The organism is Tessaracoccus oleiagri (genome assembly GCF_900103275.1).
GTDB classification, from domain to species: Bacteria; Actinomycetota; Actinomycetes; order Propionibacteriales; family Propionibacteriaceae; genus Arachnia; species Arachnia oleiagri.
Map to the genome: position 1 here is coordinate 332824 of NZ_FNGP01000003.1, position 19133 is coordinate 351956.

The following is a 19133-nucleotide window of genomic DNA, read 5'->3' on the forward strand; positions in this document are numbered from 1 at the left end:
CGTCCCGGTCCTTTCTCAGGTGATCAGCAGCGTTACCTTGGTGCCCTCGGGGACCTCGGTCCCCGCTTGGGGATCGGTGCCCGCGGCGATGTCGAGGGGGAGCGGGAAGTCCGAGGCGCGCTTCGTCTCGTACTGGAGGCCGGCGTCGGCGAGCAGCTTCTCGGCCTCGGCGGTGGACTTGTAGCGGACGTCGGGCACCGTCACCATCACGGGCCCGAGCGACTCCACTACGGCGATGGTGTCGCCGCGCTTGCCGTTGCCCGAGCCGGGGGTCTGCGAGATGACCGTTCCCTTCTTGACGTCGGCGTTGTGCTCCTGGGTGACCTCGACCTTGAAGCCCGCCTTCCCCAGCGCCTCCTTCGCCGCGGTCGCCGAGCGGCCCGTGAAGTTCTCGATGGCGATCGGCTGCGGGCCCTTCGAGACGGTGAGGTCGACGGGGGTGTCGCGCTTGAGCTCCGCGCCGGCCTCCTGGGAGGCCGACAGGACCTCGCCGGCCGGCTTCTCCTCGTTCCAGGCCTCGGTCACCTTGCCGACGACGAGGTTGGTCCCGGTCAGGGCGTCCGACGCCTCGTCGAGCGTGAGCCCCACGACCTCGGGCATCGAGAACCGCTCGGGGCCCAGCGAGATGACCACGTCGACGGTGGTGTCGCGCAGCACCCGCTCACCGGCGGCCGGATCCGAGGCGATGACCTGCCCGGCGGGCACCTCCTCGTGGTGCGCGCTGGTGGTGTTGAGCCTCAGCTCCGCGGTCTCGGCCGCGTCGTTGATGGCGGCCTCGGTCTGGTTGGCCATCGCGGGGACCGTGGTGAACCGCCCGTCGACCCACCACCAGGACCCGACGGCGGCACCCGCGGTGAGGAGGATGACGAGCAGCAGCGCGACGGCGCCGCGGCGCCTCCGGTGCACGGGGGACTTCGACACGTGGAACACCGGGGTCCGCTGGCTGCGGGGCCCGTGCGGCGGGCGCTCCGGCATGGCCTTGTGTGGGGGTGCCGGGATCGGGGTCGGGCTGGGGGTGCGCGGCGACGCGGGCATCTCCGGCTCCCAGCGCGGCTCTGGGGACACCGGGGCCGCGGGCTGCTTGGGGAGCACCCGGGTCACGGCGGGCCGGGGGCGCTCGGGCCGGGGGGTGATCGGTTGCGTCAGGTCGCCGCCCGAGGGCTCGGGCTCCAGCTCCGCGGCCAGCGCAGGGTTGTCGGCGTAGCCGTGGCTCTCGAGCTCGTGCAGGCTGCGGCGCACCTGCTTCAGCAGTTCGCGGCCGTCGGGGATCCGCTTCTCGGGGTCGCGGGCGGTGGCGGCCCGGACCAGCGCGTCGAGGTAGTCGGGGATCGGCCAGCCGGTGCGGCGCCCGGTCTCCCGCATGCGCTCACTGGGGCGCGGCACGTCGACGTTCACGTGGCGGTAGGCGATCTGGTAGTTGTTCTCGCCGGTGTGCGGCTTGGTGCCGGTGAGCAGTTCGAACAGCATGACGCCGGACGAGTAGATGTCGCTGCGGGAGTCCGGGCGGGAGTGGGTGACCAGTTCGGGCGGGAGGTAGCTCGCGGTGCCGACGAGGACACCCGTCGCCGTCATCTGGGGCGAGCCCACCCGTCGGGCCAACCCGAAGTCGACCACTTTCAGCTGGCCGCGGTGCGAGATCAGCACGTTCTCCGGCTTGATGTCGCGGTGCACCACGCCCGCCTCGTGCGCCGACGCGAGGGCGGCCGCGACGTCCTCCAGGTGGGTGAGCGCGCGCTCGGGGCGCAGCGGCGCCTCCCGGCTGATGACGCGGCGCAGGGTCTCGCCGTCGACGAACTCCATGACGATGTAGGGCTGCCCCTGGGAGATGCCCTGGTCGAAGACGCTCACGACGTTGGGGTGCGACAGGACGGCCGCGGAGCGCGCCTCCCGGTCGAACTTCGCGACGAACTCGTCGTCCTCGCCGAGGTCGGAGCGCATCACCTTCAACGCCACCACGCGCGACAACCTGAGGTCGCGCGCGCGATAGACCGTGGCCATGCCACCGCGTGCCACCTTCGCGACGATCTCGTAGCGAGAGTCCAGCACCTGGCCGACCAACGGGTCGAAAGTGCTGTTCATTCACACTCCGTCACGGTGGGGAAGAAGGCCGTGTGACCCCTTGATTCTGCGACGATTGTAGGCGGCCGACTCCGGAGCACGAAGTCGGCGCGCGGGTGCGGGGTCAGGAAGTGAGTGCGGGCTGGTGGGCCATGGCCACCTCGTCGAGGCTGCGTCCGATGCGCATCGAGTAGAACGAGCGCACCACGAAGGTCATCGAGGCCAGCCCGAACACCACGGCGAGCACCGGCGCGAGCCAGCCGACGCCGAGCGCGGGCATCGCCACGGCCAGCTCCACCGCGAGGAGCCCGAACAGGGTCGTGAACTTGATCACGGGGTTCAGCGCCACCGACGAGGTGTCCTTGTAGGGGTCGCCCACGGTGTCGCCCACGACGGTGGCGTCGTGGAGCAGGGTGCCCTTCGCGTTCAGGTCCACCTCGACCAGCTTCTTCGCGTTGTCCCACGCGCCGCCGGCGTTCGCCATGAAGACCGCCTGGTACAGGCCGAACAGCGCCATAGCGATCAGGTAGCCGATGAAGAAGAACGGCTCCACGAAGGCGAAGGCCAGGGTGGCGAAGAACACGCCGAGGAAGATGTTGAACATGCCCTTCTGCGCGTACTGGGTGCAGATCTGCACGACGCGCTGGCTGTCGCGCTCCGACGCGCGCTCGATCCCGTCCAGGCGGATGTTGTCGCGGATGAACTCCACCGCCCGGTGGGCGCCCGTGGTGACGGCCTGGATCGTCGCGCCGGTGAACCAGTAGATCATGGCGCCGCCGACGATGAGGCCGAGCAGGAACGGGGCGTGGAGGAGCGAGAGCTTCTCGATGTCGACGGTGAGGCCGTCGGTGAGGCCCATCATGATCGCGAAGATCATCGTCGTCGCGCCCACCACGGCGGTCCCGATCAGCACCGGCTTCGCCGTCGCCTTGAAGGTGTTGCCGGCGCCGTCGTTGGCCTCCAGGAAGTGCTTCGCGCGCTCGAAGTCCACCTCCCTGCCGAACTCCGCGCGCAGTTCGTCGCGCACGCCCGGCACCTCCTCGATCATCGACAGCTCGAAGACCGACTGGGCGTTGTCGGTGACGGGCCCGTAGGAGTCGACGGCGATCGTCACCGGGCCCATGCCGAGGAAGCCGAAGGCGACCAGCCCGAACGCGAACACGGCCGGCGCCAGCATGACCTCGCCGAGGCCGAGCGTCGAGATGCCGTACGCGATGGCCATCAGGCCCGCGATCGCCATGCCGATCCAGTAGCCGGAGAAGTTGCCGCTGACGAGGCCCGAGAGGATGTTGAGGCTGGGTCCGCCCTGCTCCGAGGACACGACGACCTCACGCGTGTGCTTGGCGTTGGGGGAGGTGAAGACCTTCACCAGTTCGGGGATCAGGGCGCCCGCGACGGTGCCGCAGGAGATGATGAGCGACAGCTTCCACCACAGCCCGTCGCCCACGTGCGGGATGAGCAGCGCGGAGGTGAGGACCGTCGTCGCGATGCAGACGGCCGACGTGATCCAGACCAGGTTCGACAGTGGCCGCTCGAAGTCCATCTCGTCGGCGTCGGCGTAGCGGGCCCGGGTGAGGGCGTGGTTGACGAAGTAGGAGATCCCGGAGGCGACGACCATCATGGCGCGGACGACGAACAGCCAGACCAGCAGCTGTACCTGCAGTGCCGCGTCGGGCACGCCGACGAGGATGAACGTGATGAGCGCGACGCCGGTCACGCCGTACGTCTCGAAGCCGTCGGCGGAGGGGCCGACGGAGTCGCCGGCGTTGTCGCCCACGCAGTCGGCGATGACGCCGGGGTTGCGGGCGTCGTCCTCCTTGATGTGGAAGACGATCTTCATCAGGTCGGCGCCGATGTCGGCGATCTTGGTGAAGATGCCGCCGGCGATGCGCAGCGCGGAGGCGCCGAGGGACTCGCCGATCGCGAAGCCGACGAAGCACGCGCCCGCGATGTCGCCCGGCAGGAAGACGAGGATGATCAGCATGATGGCGAGCTCGACGGAGATCAGCACCATGCCGATGCTCATGCCGGAGCGCATGGGGATGTCGTGTGCGGGGTACGGCTTGCCGCCCAGCGCCGCGTGCGCGGTGCGGGCGTTGGCGAGGGTGTTGAGCCGGATGCCGTACCACGCGACGCCGTAGCTGCCGGCCATGCCGATGAGGGAGAAGGCGATGACGACGAGCGTCTTGCCGAAGCCGAAGTCGACGAGGAACAGGTAGTACAGGACGATGATGGACGCGATGAACAGCCAGAGCAGGAGCAGGAAGCGGCCCTGCTGCAGGAGGTAGGTCTTGCAGGTGGAGTAGATGAGGTCGGCGATGTCGCGCATGGCGGCGTGCGCCGGCATCCGCCGCAGCGACATGTAATTGGCGAGCCCGAATGCGAGGCCCAACGCACACACCACGAGCCCGAGCGAGAGCAGCACGTCGCCCGGGAGACCGAGGAACTGCTCGCTGCCGAGGTCGGGCAACTGGAGGGTGGCTTCACCTCCCAGGTGGACCTCGTCGCCGGTGCCGCCCGTGGCGCATCCCGCGAGACCGAGCGCCGCCGCAGCCGGCAGCACCCACCTGAACCTGCGACTCCGCTGCCCCAGCGTGCCGTCCATGGCGACTCCTCTTCGAATCGAACGCGGCGGGTCCTCCCGTCGTGGTCATCCTACGACCGGGGGTACCGAATATTGCGCGGGGGTGACGAAACTCCCCGGCGCGTTGCGCCTAGACTCCTCGCATGACAGCAGAGCCGCTGGAGATCCACATCATCGCCGATTCGACGGGCGAGACCGGGGCCCGGATCGCGCGCGCCGCGCTGGCGCAGTTCCCGGGACGGGAGTTCGTCATCGTGCGGCACCGTCGGATGGGCTCGGTGGAGCAACTGCGCAAGATCCTGGCCCAGCTGCCGCTGGAGAAGCCGCTGGCGGTGCTCTTCACGCTTGTCGACGAGAAGTTCGCGGAGGTCGTGAGCCGGTTCTGCGTCGACTACAAGATCCCGCACGCCGACCTGATGTCGTCGGCGCTCGCGGCGCTGGAGGCGGCGAGCGGCACGGAGGCCGACGCGGTGGCGAGGCGCCCCGTCGGCGTGGAGGCGGACTACTTCACCCGCGTCAGCGCGATCGACTTCGCGGTCCGCAACGACGACGGCTCGGTGCCCGCGCAGCTGCGGGAGGCCGACATGGTCCTCATCGGCCCGTCGCGCTCCGGCAAGACGCCGCTGTCGATCTTCCTGGGTTACCTGGGCTACCGCGCGGCCAACGTGCCGCTCGTGCCGGGCATCGCCCCGCCGCCGGAGCTCTTCCACGTCGACCGCTGGCGGATCATCGGGCTCACGATGGACGCGGACCGGCTGCAGGTGATCCGCAACCAGCGGGTGCGGGGCATGGGAGGCTTCGGCAACCGCGACGGGTACGCGGACCTCGCGGCGATATACGACGAGCTCGACGAGGTGGGCCGCACGATGCGCGAACTCGGCTGCCCCGTGCTCAACACCACCGGCGTGGCGCTGGAGGAGAACGCGAGCCGCATCATCGACCTAGTCGCCACCCGCGCCCTCAAGTTCGGGGCCCTGCTGCGCCCGCCGCCGGGCGTCGAGGGCAAGTCGGACAAGCTGGGCTGAAGCCCGTGTTCGGAAAATTTCCCCCCGATCCCGGTAGCCCGCCGGGCGTCGGTAGTGTTGGTCCCGCCGGGGCGATCCCGCGCGTCCGTCGAGTCGAAGGAGTCTTGACCCAAATGAGCGAACAGCGTTACATCTACGATCTGGCCGAGGGCGACGCCAGCATGAAGAACCTCCTGGGCGGGAAAGGGGCCGGCGTCGCCGAGATGGCGCGCATCGGGGTCCCCGTGCCGGACGCCTTCACGGTCACCACCACCGCCAGCGTGGAGACCATGAAGAACGGCGGCACGTGGCCCGAGGGGCTCGACTCGCAGATCGACGCGGCGCTCGCGAGGCTCGAGGAGCGCACCGGTCGCACGCTCGGCGGCGCCACCCGGCCGCTGCTGGTGTCCGTGCGCTCGGGAGCCGTCGTCTCCATGCCCGGCATGATGGACACGATCCTCAACCTGGGCATCAGCGACGAGTCGGTCGTCGCCGTGGCGGAGGAGTCCGGCAACCCGCGCTTCGCCTGGGACTGCTACCGGCGCTTCATCCAGATGTACGGCGAGGTCGTCGAGGGCGTGCCCGGCCACGTGTACGAGGACGCCCTCACCGAGCTCAAGCGGGAGCGCGGCGTCGAGCAGGACACCGAGCTCACGGCCGAGGACCTGCAGGGCCTCGTGGCCACGTTCAAGGAACTGTCGGAGGACCACCTCGGCGGGGCCTGGACGTCGGACCCCCGGGAGCAGCTCCACCGCGCGGTGGACGCGGTGTTCCGGTCCTGGCAGAACCCGCGGGCGGAGGTCTACCGCCGTGCGCACAACATCTCCTCCGAGCTCGGCACGGCCGTCAACGTGATGCAGATGGTGTTCGGCAACCGGGGTGACACGTCGGCCACCGGCGTCTGCTTCACCCGCAACCCCTCCACCGGCGAGAAGGCGCTCTACGGCGAGTTCCTGATCAACGCCCAGGGCGAGGACGTCGTCGCAGGCATCCGCACCCCGCGGCCGATGGCGGAGATGGAGGAGATCCTGCCCGAGGCGTACCGCCAGCTGATCGACACCATGCACCGCATGGAGACGCACTACAAAGACATGCAGGACATGGAGTTCACCGTCGAGGACGGCAAGCTCTACCTGCTGCAGACCCGCAACGGCAAGCGCACGGCCGCCGCCGCGCTGAAGGTGGCCTCCGACCTCGTCGACGAGGGGCTGATCGACCAGAAGGAGGCGCTGCGCCGCATCGAGCCCGGCCAGCTGGACCAGCTGCTGCACCCCGCGATCGACCCCGCCCACGGCAAGGCGCCGGTGGCGAAGGGTCTGCCCGCGTCGCCCGGCGCGGCGGTGGGCGAGGTGGTCTTCGACGCCGACACCGCCGCCGAGCGCGGCGGCCGCGGCGAGCCGGTCGTGCTCGTCCGCTACGAGACCACCCCCGACGACATCCACGGCGTCATCGTCGCCCAGGGCATCCTCACCGCCCACGGCGGCATGACCTCGCACGCGGCCGTCGTGGCCCGCGGCATGGGCAAGCCCTGCGTGGCGGGTGCCTCGGGGATCCGGATCGACACGGCCGCCAAGACGCTCACCATCGGCGACAAGGTCTTCGCCGAGGGCGACGTGATCACCCTCGACGGCTCCACCGGCGAGGTCTACGGTGAGGCGCTCGAGCTCATCCCTCCGCAGATCAACGAGGACTTCGAGCGCGTCGTCGAGTGGGCCGACGAGGTACGCCGCCTCGGGGTGCGCGCCAACGCGGACACCTTCGAGGACGCGACGAAGGCCCGCGAGCTCGGCGCCGAGGGCATCGGGCTCTGCCGGACGGAGCACATGTTCATGTCGCCGGACCGGCTCCCCGCGGTGCGGCGGATGATCCTCGCGGACACCCCCGAGGCCCGCGCCGACGCGCTCGAGGAGATCCTGCCGATGCAGCAGGCCGACTTCGAGGGCATCTTCACCGCCATGAAGGGGCTGCCGGTCACGGTGCGACTGCTCGACCCGCCGCTGCACGAGTTCCTCCCCAACCTGGTGGAGCAGTCGCTGCTGGTGCAGCGGCTCGAGCTCACCGGCGGCGACGAGGGGGAGCTGAAGGCCGCGCGCGCCACGCTCGCCCAGGTCAAGCGACTGCACGAGCAGAACCCGATGCTCGGCACCCGCGGCTGCCGCCTCGCGATGCTCTACCCGGAGATCCCCGAGATGCAGACCAGGGCGATCATCCGGGCGGCCCTGGCGGTGAAGGAGCGCGAGGGGGAGACCGTCGGCGTCGAGATCATGATCCCGCTCGTGGCGCTGGAGCAGGAGTTGCAGACCCAGCGGTCCATCGTCGAGCGCGTGGTCGCGGAGGAGGTGGGGGACTCCGGGCTCGAGGTGCTGATCGGCACGATGATCGAACTGCCGCGTGCGGCGCTCACCGCCGACCGGATCGCCCGGCATGCCGACTTCTTCAGCTTCGGCACGAACGACCTGACCCAGACGGGCATCGGGATCTCGCGTGACGACGCCGAGAACGGCTTCCTGGCGCAGTACATCATCGACCACGTCCTTGAGCGCAACCCGTTCGAGTCGATCGACGTCGACGGCGTGGGCCAGCTCGTGGAGATCGGGGTCGAGAAGGGCCGCTCCGCCAAGCCGGGCCTGAAGACCGGCGTCTGCGGCGAGCACGGCGGTGACCCGGACTCGGTCGCGTTCTTCCACGGTGCCGGGCTCGACTACGTGTCCTGCTCACCGTTCCGCGTCCCGATCGCCCGGTTCGCGGCGGCGAAGGCCGTACTGGACTGATCGTGCCCGTCTCGGAAGGCACCCTCACCGCCCTGCGAAGGGTGGGCGAGGACTACGCCTTCCTGGTCGGGGCGGCCACGCCCGACGAGCTCCTCGGGCCCACCCGCGGGACCCGCTGGACCAATCGCGAGTTGCTGTTCCACATGTGGTTCGGGCAGCACCTCGTGCGCGTGTTCATCCCGCTGTTCGGCGGCTTCGCCCGGCTGCCGCGCCCAGTGTCCGTGGGATACGCCCGACTGCTGGAGGCGGCCACACGGCCGTACCACTGGGTCAACTTCGCCGGCCCGGTGGCCGGCGTGCGGGCGGTGAGGCTGCGGCGAGCCGCCTCGTGGATGGCGGCGGACACGGACTGGCTGCTGCGGTGGGCCCGGAGCGCCAGCGACGCGCAACTGGCCGCGGGCATGGCCGTGCCGGCGAAGTGGGATCCGTACTTCCGGCCCTGGATGTCGCGGGCGGACGTGCTCGACTGGGCGCCCCGCCATTACGCCCACCATCGCGCCCAGTTGACCCTGGCCGCCGCCGACGAGAGGGCGGAGGGCTCCGGGGGCTAGCGGCGCAGTCCGGGGTAGAGGTCGCGCAGCAGGGCTATCTCCGCGCCGTGGTGGATCAGCTCGCGGTGGATGTGGAGCACCAGCGTCGCGCGCGGCTCCTCACCGAAGCCCGGCTCGCGATCCCCGACGGGTACCTCGAGGTCCTCGTCCGTCCACGAGGAGACGCCGGCGACCCACTGGTCGTGCATCGCGTCCAGGCTTCGGAGCGCCTCGTCCGCGGACCCGGGGTAGTCGTAGGTGCGGTAGTCGACGGGCGGCCCGTCGAAGTGGCTCGCGATCCGCATGCCGAGCACGCCGACGAGGATGTGGCCGAGCCGCCAGGCGATCGTGGTGACCGGCGGTGGGCTGGGCTCGGGGAAGGCGAAGTCGATGAGGTGGTCGCCGGCGCCGACCTGCAGGTAGCCGGGGTCCTGCCGGGCGGAGGAGGAGCCGACGGGCCGGACGCTCCAGCCGGGCACGGGCTCCCAGAAGTACTCCTCATCGGTGAGGCCGTCGAGCCGGCGGCGTAGCTGGTGGTCCCAGTGCCATTCGAGTTGTTCCACGAGTTTCGGTCCCCAGCGCACGTTGCCTCCCCGGGTCGTCGGTCATCCCATGCTAGGAGCGACGGGGGAGCACGCGGGCGGGAAGGTGCAGGATCCGCGCCCGGACCCACCAGGTGACCTCGATGGCCGCCATGCCCGCGAGGCCGCAGACGATGCCGACGACGATCCGGTCGGGGTCGTCGATGTTGAGCTGGAGGATCTCGCGGGAGAAGGGCAGCAGGAACATCGCCGCGTAGAACGAGTAGGCGAACGCCACGAGCGCCAGCCGCCACAGGTAGTAGGGGCGCGCCACGACGGCGAGGGTCCACGTCGCCACCATGATCAGCGCGATGAGCGCGGCGGTGCTCGACGCCTCCTGCACGGCGTCGCTCACGTCGTGGGCGAGTCCGCGGGTCACCAGGTAGGTGACGATCGTGGCGATGGCGACGATGAGCCCGGCGGGGACGGCCCAGGACAGGGTGCGGCGCACGAACCCCGGCCTGGCCTTGTCGCGGTTGGGCGCGAGGCTCAGCAGGAACGCGGGGATGCCGATCGTGAACCAGCCGACGACGGTGACGTGCAGCGGGAGGAAGGGGAAGGGGACGGCGACCAGCCCGAAGACCAGGGCGAGGGCGACCGCGTAGATGGTCTTGGTGAGGAACAGGTTGGCGACGCGCTCGATGTTGCCGATCACGCGTCGCCCCTCGGCAACGACGTGGGGGAGCGTGGCGAACTTGTCGTCGAGGAGTACGAGCTGGGCGACGCCCCGGGTGGCGGGCGAGCCGGAGCCCATCGCGACGCCTAGGTCCGCGTCCTTCAGCGCCAGCACGTCGTTGACGCCGTCGCCGGTCATCGCGACGGTGTGGCCCTCCTCCTGGAGCGCGTGCACCATGTGCCGCTTCTGCTCCGGGGTGACGCGGCCGAAGACGTCGGCCGAGTTCACGGTCTGCGTGAACTCGCGTCCGGGCCCGGGCAGCGTGCGCGCGTCGACGGGGTCGCCGACGTCCACGCCAAGCAACCTGGTCACCGCCCCGACCGACGCGGCGTTGTCCCCGGAGATCACCTTCAGGTCCACGCCCTGGCTGCGGAAGTAGCGCAGGGTGTCGGCGGCGTCGGGCCGCACCAGCTGGTCGAGGACGAGCAGCGCGATGGGCGCCACGAGGCCTGGCGCCCCAGGGGAGTCGACGGGCAGCTCGGCCCGGCCGAGGACCAGCACCCGGCGCCCGGTCGCGGCGATCTCCTGCGCACGGCGGGCCACCTCGCCGTCGGTCAGCGCCTCCGGCGCGCCGAGGACGTAGTGCTCGTCGCCGAAGCTGGTGCCCGACCAGCGCCTCGCGGACGAGAACGGGGCACGCGCTGTCCGCGGCCACGGCTCGGTCGCCGGCGGGACCGCGTCGGCGATGGCGCGCATCGAGGCGTTGTGGGTGTCGTCGGCCGCGACGAGCTGCTCCAGGACCGACCGCACGGCGGCCTCGTCGCGACCGATCGGGAGGATCTCGCCCAGCGTCATCGCGTTCTGCGTCAGGGTGCCGGTCTTGTCGGCGGCGACGACGTCGACGCGCGCGAGGCCCTCGATCGCCGGGAGCTCCTGGACCAGCACGTTGCGCCTGCCGAGGCGGATCACGCCGAGGGCGAAGGCCATGGCGGTGAGGAGCACGAGCCCCTCGGGGACCATGGGCACCAGCGACGCGGTCATGGCGAGGACGGCGTCCTGCCACGTGACGTCGGGCCGGGAGAACTGGACGGCGATCGAGAGGATGCCGACGGGCACCAGCAGCCAGGACACGTAGCGGAGGATCTGGTTGATGCCCTGCCGGAGCTCGGAGTGCACGAGGGTGAACTTCGCCGCCTGCGCCGTGATCTGGGCGGCGTACGCGGCGGCCCCCACCTTTGTGGCCCGGTAGGCGCCGCTGCCGGCGACGATGAAGGAGCCGGACATCACGGGGTCGCCCGGCTGCTTCGCCACCGGGTCCGCCTCGCCCGTGAGCAGGGACTCGTCCACCTCGAGGTAGTCCGCGCGGACCACCTCCCCGTCGACGACGACCTGCTCGCCCGGGCGCATCAGGACCACGTCGTCCAGCACCACCTCGTCGCGGGCCAGCTCGTACTCCTCGCCGTCGCGCAGCACCGTCGGCCGCGCCTCGCCCACCACCGCCAGCTTGTCGAGGGTGCGCTTCGCGCGCAGCTCCTGGATGATGCCGATGATCGAGTTCGCGACGATGAGGCCGGCGAACAGTCCCTGCAGCAGCTGGCCGGTGCTCAGCACGAAGAGGAACAGCACGAAGAGGATGAAGTTGACCCTGGTGACGACGTTGGCGCGGATGATGCCCCACGTGGTGCGGCCCGAGCGGGGCGGCAGGGTGTTGACGTCGCCGCGCTGGATGCGTTCGGCGACCTCGTCGGCGGTGAGGCCGGTGAGCGGTGCGGGCGGCGGCACGTCGCGGCTCAGAACGCGCGACGGACGCTCAGCTCCGCGAGCCGCGTCAATGCCTGCCTGCCGTCGTCCGTGAGCGGGGCGTCACCGATCGCCTCGAGCCCGTCCGCCAGGTGCCGGTCGATGAGCTCCTCGACGTGCGCCCTCGCGCCCGTCGCCTCGACGATCGCGGCGGCTTCGGCGACGTCGTCGTCGGCTGCGTCCTTCGCGCCCAGCACCGCCCGCAGGCGGCGGCCGGCCGCCTCGTCGGCGCGCTCAAGGGCGGTCAGCACGAGGACCGTGGCCTTGCCCTCGCGCAGGTCGCCGCCGGTCGGCTTGCCGGTGACGTCCTCGTCGCCCCAGATGCCCAGCACGTCGTCGCGCAGTTGGAAGGCGGGGCCGATGTGGGCGCCGAAGCGGGCCAAGGCCCCGTACGCCTCGTCGGAGGCGCCGGCCAGCCGGGCGCCGATGAGGGCGGGACGCCGGATGGAGTAGCTCGCCGACTTGTACTCCAGCACGCGCTCGGCGACGGCGAGCGCGTCGGCATCGTCGGCGACGCCGTGGGCCGCGCTGATGTCGAGGAACTGCCCCGCGGTGACCTCCGCGCGCATCCGGCCGAGCTCCTCGCGGGCGGCGTCGAGGCCGGGCGCGCCGGAGCGGTCGAACATGTCCGCGCTCCACATGAGCAGCATGTCGCCCAGCAGCACCGACGCCGAGGCCCCGAACTCGCGGGCGCTGCCCCGCCCGCCGCGCTCCAGGTGGAGGGCCTCGTACTGGCGGTGCGCCGCGGGCTTGCCGCGCCGGGTGTCGGCCGCGTCGATGAGGTCGTCGTGCACCAGCGCGGAGACGTGCAGGAGATCGAGCGAGGCCGCCACCTGCAGGACGGGCTCCGGGTGGGTCCCGTCTCCGCCGGCCGCCACGTAGGACCAGTAGCAGTAGGCGGGACGCAGTCGCTTGCCGCCGTCGGTGTAGCTGCGCGCCACTTCCATGAGCGCCGAGGTGCCCACCTCCCGCAGCAGCACCTCCTGCTGGGAGAGGAACCCGTCGATCGCCCCGCCCACCGAGTCGCGGAACGCGTCGGACAGCGGATCGGCGGGGTCGAAATCTCGAAGCATGGACCCAGAGTAGTCGGGTCCGTCGGGCTGCCGCCTATTCTGGCCCCCGTGCAAAATTCGAACGCCTCGACCGTGGGAGAACTCCTCGAGCATGCGGCCAGGCCGCTGTACTCGTTCGAATTCTTCCCCCCGCGAACCGCGGAGGAGGAGCCCGTCCTGCTGCGCGCGGTGGAGGCGCTCGCGCCGCTGAATCCCGACTTCGTGTCCGTCACCTACGGCGCCACGGGCTCGCGTCGGGACCGGACGATCCACGCCACCCGCCGCATCGCGGAGATCGGCAACCCCATGACGGTCGGGCACCTCACGTGCGTGGCGCAGTCGAAGGCCGACATCGCGGCAGCCCTCCACGAGTACGCCGAGGCCGGCGTGCGGAACATCCTCGCGGTCCGGGGGGACATGCCCGGCGGCGGGCCGTGGGAGCCGCACCGCGACGGGCTGCGGAACGCGACCGAGCTCGTCGAGTTCGTGAAGGGCGAGGGAGACTTCTGCGTCGGCGTCGCGGCCTTCGTCCAGCCCCACCCGGATTCCAACGACCTAGACCTGGACGCGCGCATCCTGCTGGAGAAGGTGGAGGCGGGCGCGGAGTTCGCCATCACGCAGTTGTTCTTCGAGACCAGGGACTACTTCGATTTGGTGGAGCGGGTACGTGGCCTGGGCTGCGACGTGCCCATCATCGCCGGACTGATGCCGCTCACGGTGATCACGCAGATCGAGCGGTTCCAGGCGCTGTCCGGCCAGCCGCTGCCGCAGTCGTTCGTCGACCGGCTCCGCGCCGCTCCGCCGGAGGAGGTGCGAGCGGTGGGGCTGCAGCACACCGTCGACATGTGCAACGAGCTGATCGACGGCGGCGCCGCGGGGCTCCAGTTCTTCACCCAGAACCGCTCCAAGGCCACGCGCGAGGTCCTGGCCCAGGTGCGCGCCCAGCGCGACGCCCTGATCAGCCCCGCCTGACCGGCACCACCCGGGGGCCGTCCGGACCGACCAGCACGACGAGGTCCTCCCCGTCGTGCCCCTCCAGGGCGGCGACCAGCGCGTCGACGTCCCAGCCCGAAGGAGCGAGGTCCACGCGCGGCAGTAGACGGACTTCAGCGCCGGTGGCATCGGCCACGAGCCGGCGGCCGTCCGCGTAGTCGGGGGCCACCAGCAGCACCGACCTCGGGCCCGTCCTCCCGGGTGCCGCCTCGGCCACCGAACGGTCGTGCCGGAACACCGCCCAGTGGTAGACGGCCACAGCGCCCGCGGCCACGATGGTGCCGAGGCCGTAGCGCATGGCGCGCAGCGTCGCCGCGCCCAGGACCCCGTCGACGAGGTCCCCGAAGAACGACATGGCCACCGAGATGAGCGCGATGACCGCCGCGACGGCGGCCAGCCCGAAGAGCAGCACGAGGTAGATGCGGCGGCTGAGCGACGCGATCTCGGGCTGCGGGTCGGCGGCCGTGGCCGACTGGATGCGGCGCCAGAAGATCCACCAGACGGGGACGCCGACGGCCAGGAGGGTGACGGCCGCCAGAAGTGTGTTGACCACCGTCATGCCGACGTCGACGCCGGGGGTCGCGGACTCGATGAGGGCGACGATGACCGTGCCGACGCCGAGCGCGGCCGCCACCAGCGCGATCCCGCTCACGAGGTACTCGTAGGTGCGTCGCGGCTCACTGCGGCCGACGCGGCCGAGGATGCTGCGGTGGTACCACCACAGGAGGACCCCGACGAGCACGGCCGCGATCTCCACGGCGGCGGAGTCGAAGTGCTGCGCGGCGGGGGCGCCGAGCCGGTCGCCGAGGAACCAGACGAGCACGCTCCACAGGAGGCGGCTCGCGGCGACGAGGCACAGGACGAGACCGCCACCCACCCCGAAGGGGAGGACGTACACGAGCCAGAAGGTGCGTCGCGGCAGCCGGATCCCGGAGGCCAACCAGTACACGCCCCACACGATGCCGCCCGCGACGAGGAGCCCCGCCCCCGTGCCGATCCCGCCGAGGCGGTGACCGATCACGTCGGGACGCAGGAACACGTCGAGTGCGGCGCCGAGCAACTGGGTGAGGCCGGCGGCCACGAAGGCGAGCCCGTAAAGGGAGCCCAGCAGGAGGTGCGGGGTGTCGCGCCGCGCGTCGAGCGCCCGCCGCGCCCAGTAGCGGTGGAGCAGCCAGAACGCCCCCCAGACGAGCACCGCGGCGAGCGCGTCGGGCCGCAGCTCACCGTCGCCCACAAGCGCGGAGACCAGTTCTTGGGTGGCGCTGGTGAAGGCGATCGCCCCCGTGAGGGCCGCGAGGGTGAGGTAGATGGTGAAGAGGACGGACCGCGCCTCGGCCGGATCGCGACGGTGCGCGCCGCGTGTGCCCCACAGCAGGGCGGCGGACACGGCACCGCCGACGATCACGAAGGCGAGCGATCGGGCGAGCAGCGCGTCGGGATCCTGCCACTGTTCGTAGTCGACGCCGAAGGCGCGCGACAGCAGGTCGGAGGCCCCGATGGCGGTGACCAGCAGCAGGGCGTAGAGCACCGCGTACTGGAAGAAGCGACGGACGCCGCGGGCGGTGACGTGCGACATGGTCAGGACCCCTTCATCGGCACGAGTAGATGGGCCAGGAATCGCGCTGGACGAGCCACCGGTCGGCCTCGGCCCTGAGCCGCAGGGTCTCACGGTGCGACCACGAGCCGAAGAGACCCCCGCCCGCCTGCTCGGTGACGTCGATGGTCACCTCGGCGGTGCCGTCCCGGGTCACCGAGTCGACGAGGGTGATGGTCGCCCCCTGCGGGCGGTACAGGTCGGGCAACGGAGCCCTGCAGCCGAGTGAGGGGTCGAGGTAGCCGACCGCCTCCTCGTCGTCCCCCTCGAGCACCGCCCGCACGAACAGTTGGACGGTGCCCTCCGGGGTGGACGGGTCGAGGTCGGGCGGTTGCCGGTTCGCGGCGAGGAACGCCGCCACTGCAGCGAGCAGCACGACGACCGCCGCCACGACGGCGAGCACGAGATTGGGCCGCTCCTTCATGGGACCAGTGTGGTCCGGTGGATGAGGGCCGCGTGCGGTTGGTGGGGAATTTCCCCTTGTCAGTCGAGCAAGCGGCGCCAGCGGGAGGTGCCGACGTCGATCGCGACCATGCGCTGGGTGGCGCGCGTGAGCGCGACGTAGAGCATGCGCTCTGCGCCCGGGGCCTCGGCGACGATTTCGTCCGGCCCGACGATCACGACTCCGTCGTACTCGAGGCCCTTCGCCTGCAGGGACGTGACGACGATGAGCCGCTCCTCGAAGGCGCCGAGACGCGGGTCCGAGAGGACCAGCCGCGTCATCTCCACCTGCCGCGAGGGGGCGACAATGATGCCGATCGTGCCGGTGACCTGGCCGGCGAGGGCGAGGACCTCGTCGCGGAGCGTCGACGGCAGGCCCTCCTCGTCGGTGGCGACGAGCTTGGGCATGACCCCGGTGGAGCGCACGGCGCGCGGGAGGTCGGCGCCGGGGTGCACCTTGGTGATCACCTTGGCGGCGAGGTCGAACACCTCGCTCGGCGATCGGTAGTTGGTGCTGAGCGTGAAGGTCCGGTGCTGGCCCTTGCCGATGATCTCGGCCATGGCCCTCTGCGTCTCCTCCGGATGCGGGTACGAGGACTGGGCGGGGTCGCCGACGATGGTCCACGAGGCCTGCGGGCCGCGACGGCGGAGCATCCGCCACTGCATCGGGGTGACGTCCTGCGCCTCGTCGATGAGCAGGTGGGCGAAGGTGTGCTGGGGGTCGTCGTCGGGGTCCGCGACGCGTTCCCGGGCGAAGCGGTCACCGAGTCCGACGAGCTCCTGGACCTCACCGCCCTCGAGGAAGACCAGCGGGTCCTCGGTCGGGTCGTCGGGCTCGGGGCCGAGCATGTTGACGAGCTCGTCGAGGAGGGCGATGTCGGCGATGGACCAGCCGCGGGGCACCTCCTGCACGGTGTCCGTGCCGTCGAGCCAGGCGTAGGAGCGGACGACGGCGGCACGCTCGGCCTCCGTGAGTTCGGGGGCGACGCGCTCGACCACCCCCGGGTCGGCGAGGCGCGCGAGCACGCGGGTGGCGCTGAGCGACGGCCACCAGGAGTTCATGAACATCTGGAGGCCGGGGTGCTCTCGGATCACCTCGGGGACGTCGATGTCGTCCACGTCCACGTCGTCCGGGAGCTTCCGGTGCAGTGCCTCGACGACGAGCGACTCGGCCTGCGCCCGGCCGCGGTTGTGCCGCTGGACGGCGAGGACCTGGTCGCGGATGCGGTCGAGTTCGCGGCCCTCGACCGTCAGCACCTCGCCCTTGACCGTCACGCGGACGCGCGGCGCCTCGTCGAGGAGGGGGAGACGGATCAGGCGGCGCAGGACGGTGAGCATGCGCCAAGAGCCCTTCAGCGTGGCCGCGGTGGCCTCGTCGGCTCGCTCGCTGCCCATGCCGAGCGTGTCGGTGGCGATGCCGCCGATCGACTTCAGGGTGACCGAGTCCTCGCCGAGGCTGGGGAGTACCCGCTCGATGTAGTTCATGAACACCGAGCTGGGGCCCACGACGAGCACGCCGCCGCGCTCGAGGCGCGCGCGGTTGGTGTAGAGCAGGTAGGCGGCCCGGTGCAGCGCGACGACGGTCTTGCCGGTGCCGGGGCCGCCCGCGATGACGGTGACGCCGCGGTAGGAGGCGCGAATCGCCTCGTCCTGCTCGGCCTGGATGGTGGCGACGATGTCGCGCATCTGGCGGCCGCGGGAGCGGCTGACCGCCGCCATGAGCGCGCCCTCGCCGTAGATGGGGAGGTCGGACTCGACCGAGGTGTCGAGGAGGTCGTCCTCGAGTCCGATCACACGGTCCTCCCGGCAGCGGAGCACCCGACGGCGCACGACGTTCATCGGCGCCACCTGGGTGGCGCGGTAGAAGGGCTCGGCGGCCGGGGCACGCCAGTCGATCACCAGGGGCTCGTAGTCGTCGTCGCGGACGCCGATGCGCCCGATGTAGCGGACTTCGCTGTCGGTGAGGTCGAGCCGGCCGAAGACGAGGCCCTCGTGCTCGGCGTCGAGGATGGCCAGCCGGCGGGCCGCCTGGTAGGCGAATGCGTCACGCTCGAACAGCGCCGTGCCGTCCTCTTCACGCAGGAAATCGGTGCGATCTGAGACGAAGATCTCCCGGCCCTGCCGGGCGAGCTCCTTGGCGCTGGCGGCCGCGACGTCCAGATTGGCGTACACCCTGTCGACGTGAGCCTGCTCGATGGCGATCTCTCGTTCCAACGCCTCGCGCGATATGGTCAATGGAGTCCTCACTGGATTTTGACTGGCTAATCAGTCTAGCCCTGTCGGTGAGTGTGTCGAGTCGGAGGCTTGCGGCGTGGAAATGAGGCATCGCCCACTACTGGCGGCGGTCGGGGTAGCGGTGGCGGTGCTGATGATCGCCGGGTTGGCGTTCCTGTCCGCGCGTCCGGCTCCCGACGAGAGGCAGGTGCAGGAGGCCGCGTCGGCGCCGCCGACGACACCCGCAGCATCGCCGGTCCCGGCGGTTTCCGAACCGCCCGCCCCGCAGCCCGTCCCCGAGGAGGAGCGAGACCCGGCGCTCGAGGCGTTCCTGCTGGGGCTGGCCCGCCGCGATTCGGACGACACGACCGCCGTGGGACCCGTCGACGCGCCCATCGTCATGATCGAGTGGGCCGACTTTCGCTGCCCCTACTGCTCGGCCTTCGCGGAGGTCACCCTGCCGCAGTTGCGGCATCACTTCGACGAGGGAACCGTCCGCTACGAGTTCCGCGACCTCGCCCTCTTCGGTGAGGAGTCCGTCTACGCGGCCGTCGCGGCGCGCGCGGCGGGGGAGCAGGGCAAGCACCACGAGTTCATGAACGTCCTCTATGCGGCGCTGCCCAACGACGGCCATCCAGTCGTGGACAAGGACGTCGTCACCGAGGTGGCCATGCAGATCGGCGTGCCGGACATGGCGAAGTTCGACGCCGACCTCGAGTCGCTCGAGCTCCGCAACGCCGTCCTCACCGACACCAACGAGGCTCGGTCGATGGGGTTGAGCAGCGTGCCGGTCTTCGTGGTGGGCACGCAGGTCATCCAGGGCGCGCAGCCGCCCCAGGTCTTCGAACAGGTGATCCAGCAGGAACTGGCCAAGGCGTCGAACCGCTGACCGGCT

Annotated in this window: 13 protein-coding genes; 5 read left to right on the forward strand and 8 right to left on the reverse strand. The window is 71.0% G+C overall.

Annotated elements, in window-relative coordinates:
* Positions 1-15: 15 nt before the first annotated feature.
* Positions 16-2079, reverse strand: a complete 2064-nt coding sequence (pknB, locus tag BLR46_RS09555) for a Stk1 family PASTA domain-containing Ser/Thr kinase (RefSeq protein WP_093251424.1) — start codon at positions 2077-2079, stop codon at positions 16-18.
* Between the two features lie 103 nt (positions 2080-2182).
* Positions 2183-4663 (reverse strand): sodium-translocating pyrophosphatase, encoded by a 2481-nt coding sequence (locus tag BLR46_RS09560; RefSeq protein WP_093251425.1) that lies wholly within the window; start codon positions 4661-4663, stop codon positions 2183-2185.
* A 122-nt stretch (positions 4664-4785) separates the two neighbouring features.
* Between BLR46_RS09560 and BLR46_RS09565 the strand changes: the two genes are divergently transcribed.
* The 3 genes from BLR46_RS09565 to BLR46_RS09575 all read left to right on the forward strand — a co-directional run bounded on the left by BLR46_RS09565 (position 4786) and on the right by BLR46_RS09575 (position 8968).
* A complete protein-coding gene (locus tag BLR46_RS09565; RefSeq protein ID WP_093251426.1) occupies positions 4786-5667 on the forward strand; it encodes a pyruvate, water dikinase regulatory protein in 882 nt (293 codons plus the stop codon).
* Positions 5668-5780: 113 nt separating this feature from the next.
* Positions 5781-8417 (forward strand): pyruvate, phosphate dikinase, encoded by a 2637-nt coding sequence (gene ppdK / locus BLR46_RS09570; RefSeq protein ID WP_093251427.1) that lies wholly within the window; start codon positions 5781-5783, stop codon positions 8415-8417.
* A gap of 2 nt (positions 8418-8419) precedes the next feature.
* Positions 8420-8968 carry a DinB family protein gene (locus BLR46_RS09575; RefSeq protein ID WP_093251428.1) on the forward strand — a complete coding sequence of 183 codons (549 nt, stop codon included), beginning with the start codon at positions 8420-8422 and terminating at the stop codon, positions 8966-8968.
* Here BLR46_RS09575 and BLR46_RS09580 read toward each other — a convergent pair.
* From BLR46_RS09580 to BLR46_RS09590, 3 genes are read right to left on the reverse strand one after another with little or no spacing between them, the layout of a single operon-like run.
* Positions 8965-9510 carry a DinB family protein gene (locus tag BLR46_RS09580; RefSeq protein ID WP_245701632.1) on the reverse strand — a complete coding sequence of 182 codons (546 nt, stop codon included), beginning with the start codon at positions 9508-9510 and terminating at the stop codon, positions 8965-8967. The genes BLR46_RS09575 and BLR46_RS09580 overlap by 4 nt on opposite strands.
* A gap of 52 nt (positions 9511-9562) precedes the next feature.
* Positions 9563-11926, reverse strand: coding sequence for an HAD-IC family P-type ATPase (locus BLR46_RS09585; protein WP_093251433.1), 2364 nt, complete (start codon positions 11924-11926; stop codon positions 9563-9565).
* A gap of 8 nt (positions 11927-11934) precedes the next feature.
* A complete protein-coding gene (locus BLR46_RS09590; protein ID WP_093251436.1) occupies positions 11935-13017 on the reverse strand; it encodes a polyprenyl synthetase family protein in 1083 nt (360 codons plus the stop codon).
* A gap of 48 nt (positions 13018-13065) precedes the next feature.
* Here BLR46_RS09590 and BLR46_RS09595 point away from each other — a divergent pair, with 48 nt between their 5' ends.
* On the forward strand, positions 13066-13968 hold the full coding sequence (locus BLR46_RS09595; RefSeq protein ID WP_245701633.1) for a methylenetetrahydrofolate reductase: 903 nt from the start codon (positions 13066-13068) through the stop codon (positions 13966-13968).
* Here BLR46_RS09595 and BLR46_RS09600 read toward each other — a convergent pair.
* From BLR46_RS09600 to BLR46_RS09610, 3 genes are read right to left on the reverse strand one after another with little or no spacing between them, the layout of a single operon-like run.
* Positions 13955-15565: a DUF5671 domain-containing protein gene (locus tag BLR46_RS09600; protein WP_093251438.1), complete on the reverse strand. Its 1611-nt coding sequence runs from the start codon at positions 15563-15565 to the stop codon at positions 13955-13957. The two genes, BLR46_RS09595 and BLR46_RS09600, sit on opposite strands and share 14 nt — an antisense overlap.
* 13 nt (positions 15566-15578) lie before the next feature.
* The gene (locus BLR46_RS09605) at positions 15579-16007 is read right to left on the reverse strand and encodes a hypothetical protein (RefSeq protein ID WP_143008267.1); all 429 of its coding nucleotides are present in this window, start codon (positions 16005-16007) and stop codon (positions 15579-15581) included.
* Between the two features lie 59 nt (positions 16008-16066).
* Complete coding sequence (locus BLR46_RS09610; RefSeq protein ID WP_425441391.1) at positions 16067-18238, reverse strand: HelD family protein; 2172 nt, start codon at positions 18236-18238, stop codon at positions 16067-16069.
* 103 nt (positions 18239-18341) lie between these two features.
* Here BLR46_RS09610 and BLR46_RS09615 point away from each other — a divergent pair, with 103 nt between their 5' ends.
* A complete protein-coding gene (locus tag BLR46_RS09615; protein WP_093251446.1) occupies positions 18342-19127 on the forward strand; it encodes a DsbA family protein in 786 nt (261 codons plus the stop codon).
* Positions 19128-19133 lie beyond the last annotated feature (6 nt).

Excerpts from the sequence above, each read along its gene's own strand:
- pknB (WP_093251424.1), bottom strand. The coding sequence starts at position 2,079 with ATGAACAGCACTTTCGACCCGTTGGTCGGCCAGGTGCTGGACTCTCGC.
- BLR46_RS09560 (WP_093251425.1), bottom strand. The coding sequence starts at position 4,663 with ATGGACGGCACGCTGGGGCAGCGGAGTCGCAGGTTCAGGTGGGTGCTG.
- BLR46_RS09565 (WP_093251426.1), top strand. The coding sequence starts at position 4,786 with ATGACAGCAGAGCCGCTGGAGATCCACATCATCGCCGATTCGACGGGC.
- ppdK (WP_093251427.1), top strand. The coding sequence starts at position 5,781 with ATGAGCGAACAGCGTTACATCTACGATCTGGCCGAGGGCGACGCCAGC.
- BLR46_RS09590 (WP_093251436.1), bottom strand. The coding sequence starts at position 13,017 with ATGCTTCGAGATTTCGACCCCGCCGATCCGCTGTCCGACGCGTTCCGC.
- BLR46_RS09600 (WP_093251438.1), bottom strand. The coding sequence starts at position 15,565 with ATGTCGCACGTCACCGCCCGCGGCGTCCGTCGCTTCTTCCAGTACGCG.
- BLR46_RS09605 (WP_143008267.1), bottom strand. The coding sequence starts at position 16,007 with ATGAAGGAGCGGCCCAATCTCGTGCTCGCCGTCGTGGCGGCGGTCGTC.
- BLR46_RS09615 (WP_093251446.1), top strand. The coding sequence starts at position 18,342 with ATGAGGCATCGCCCACTACTGGCGGCGGTCGGGGTAGCGGTGGCGGTG.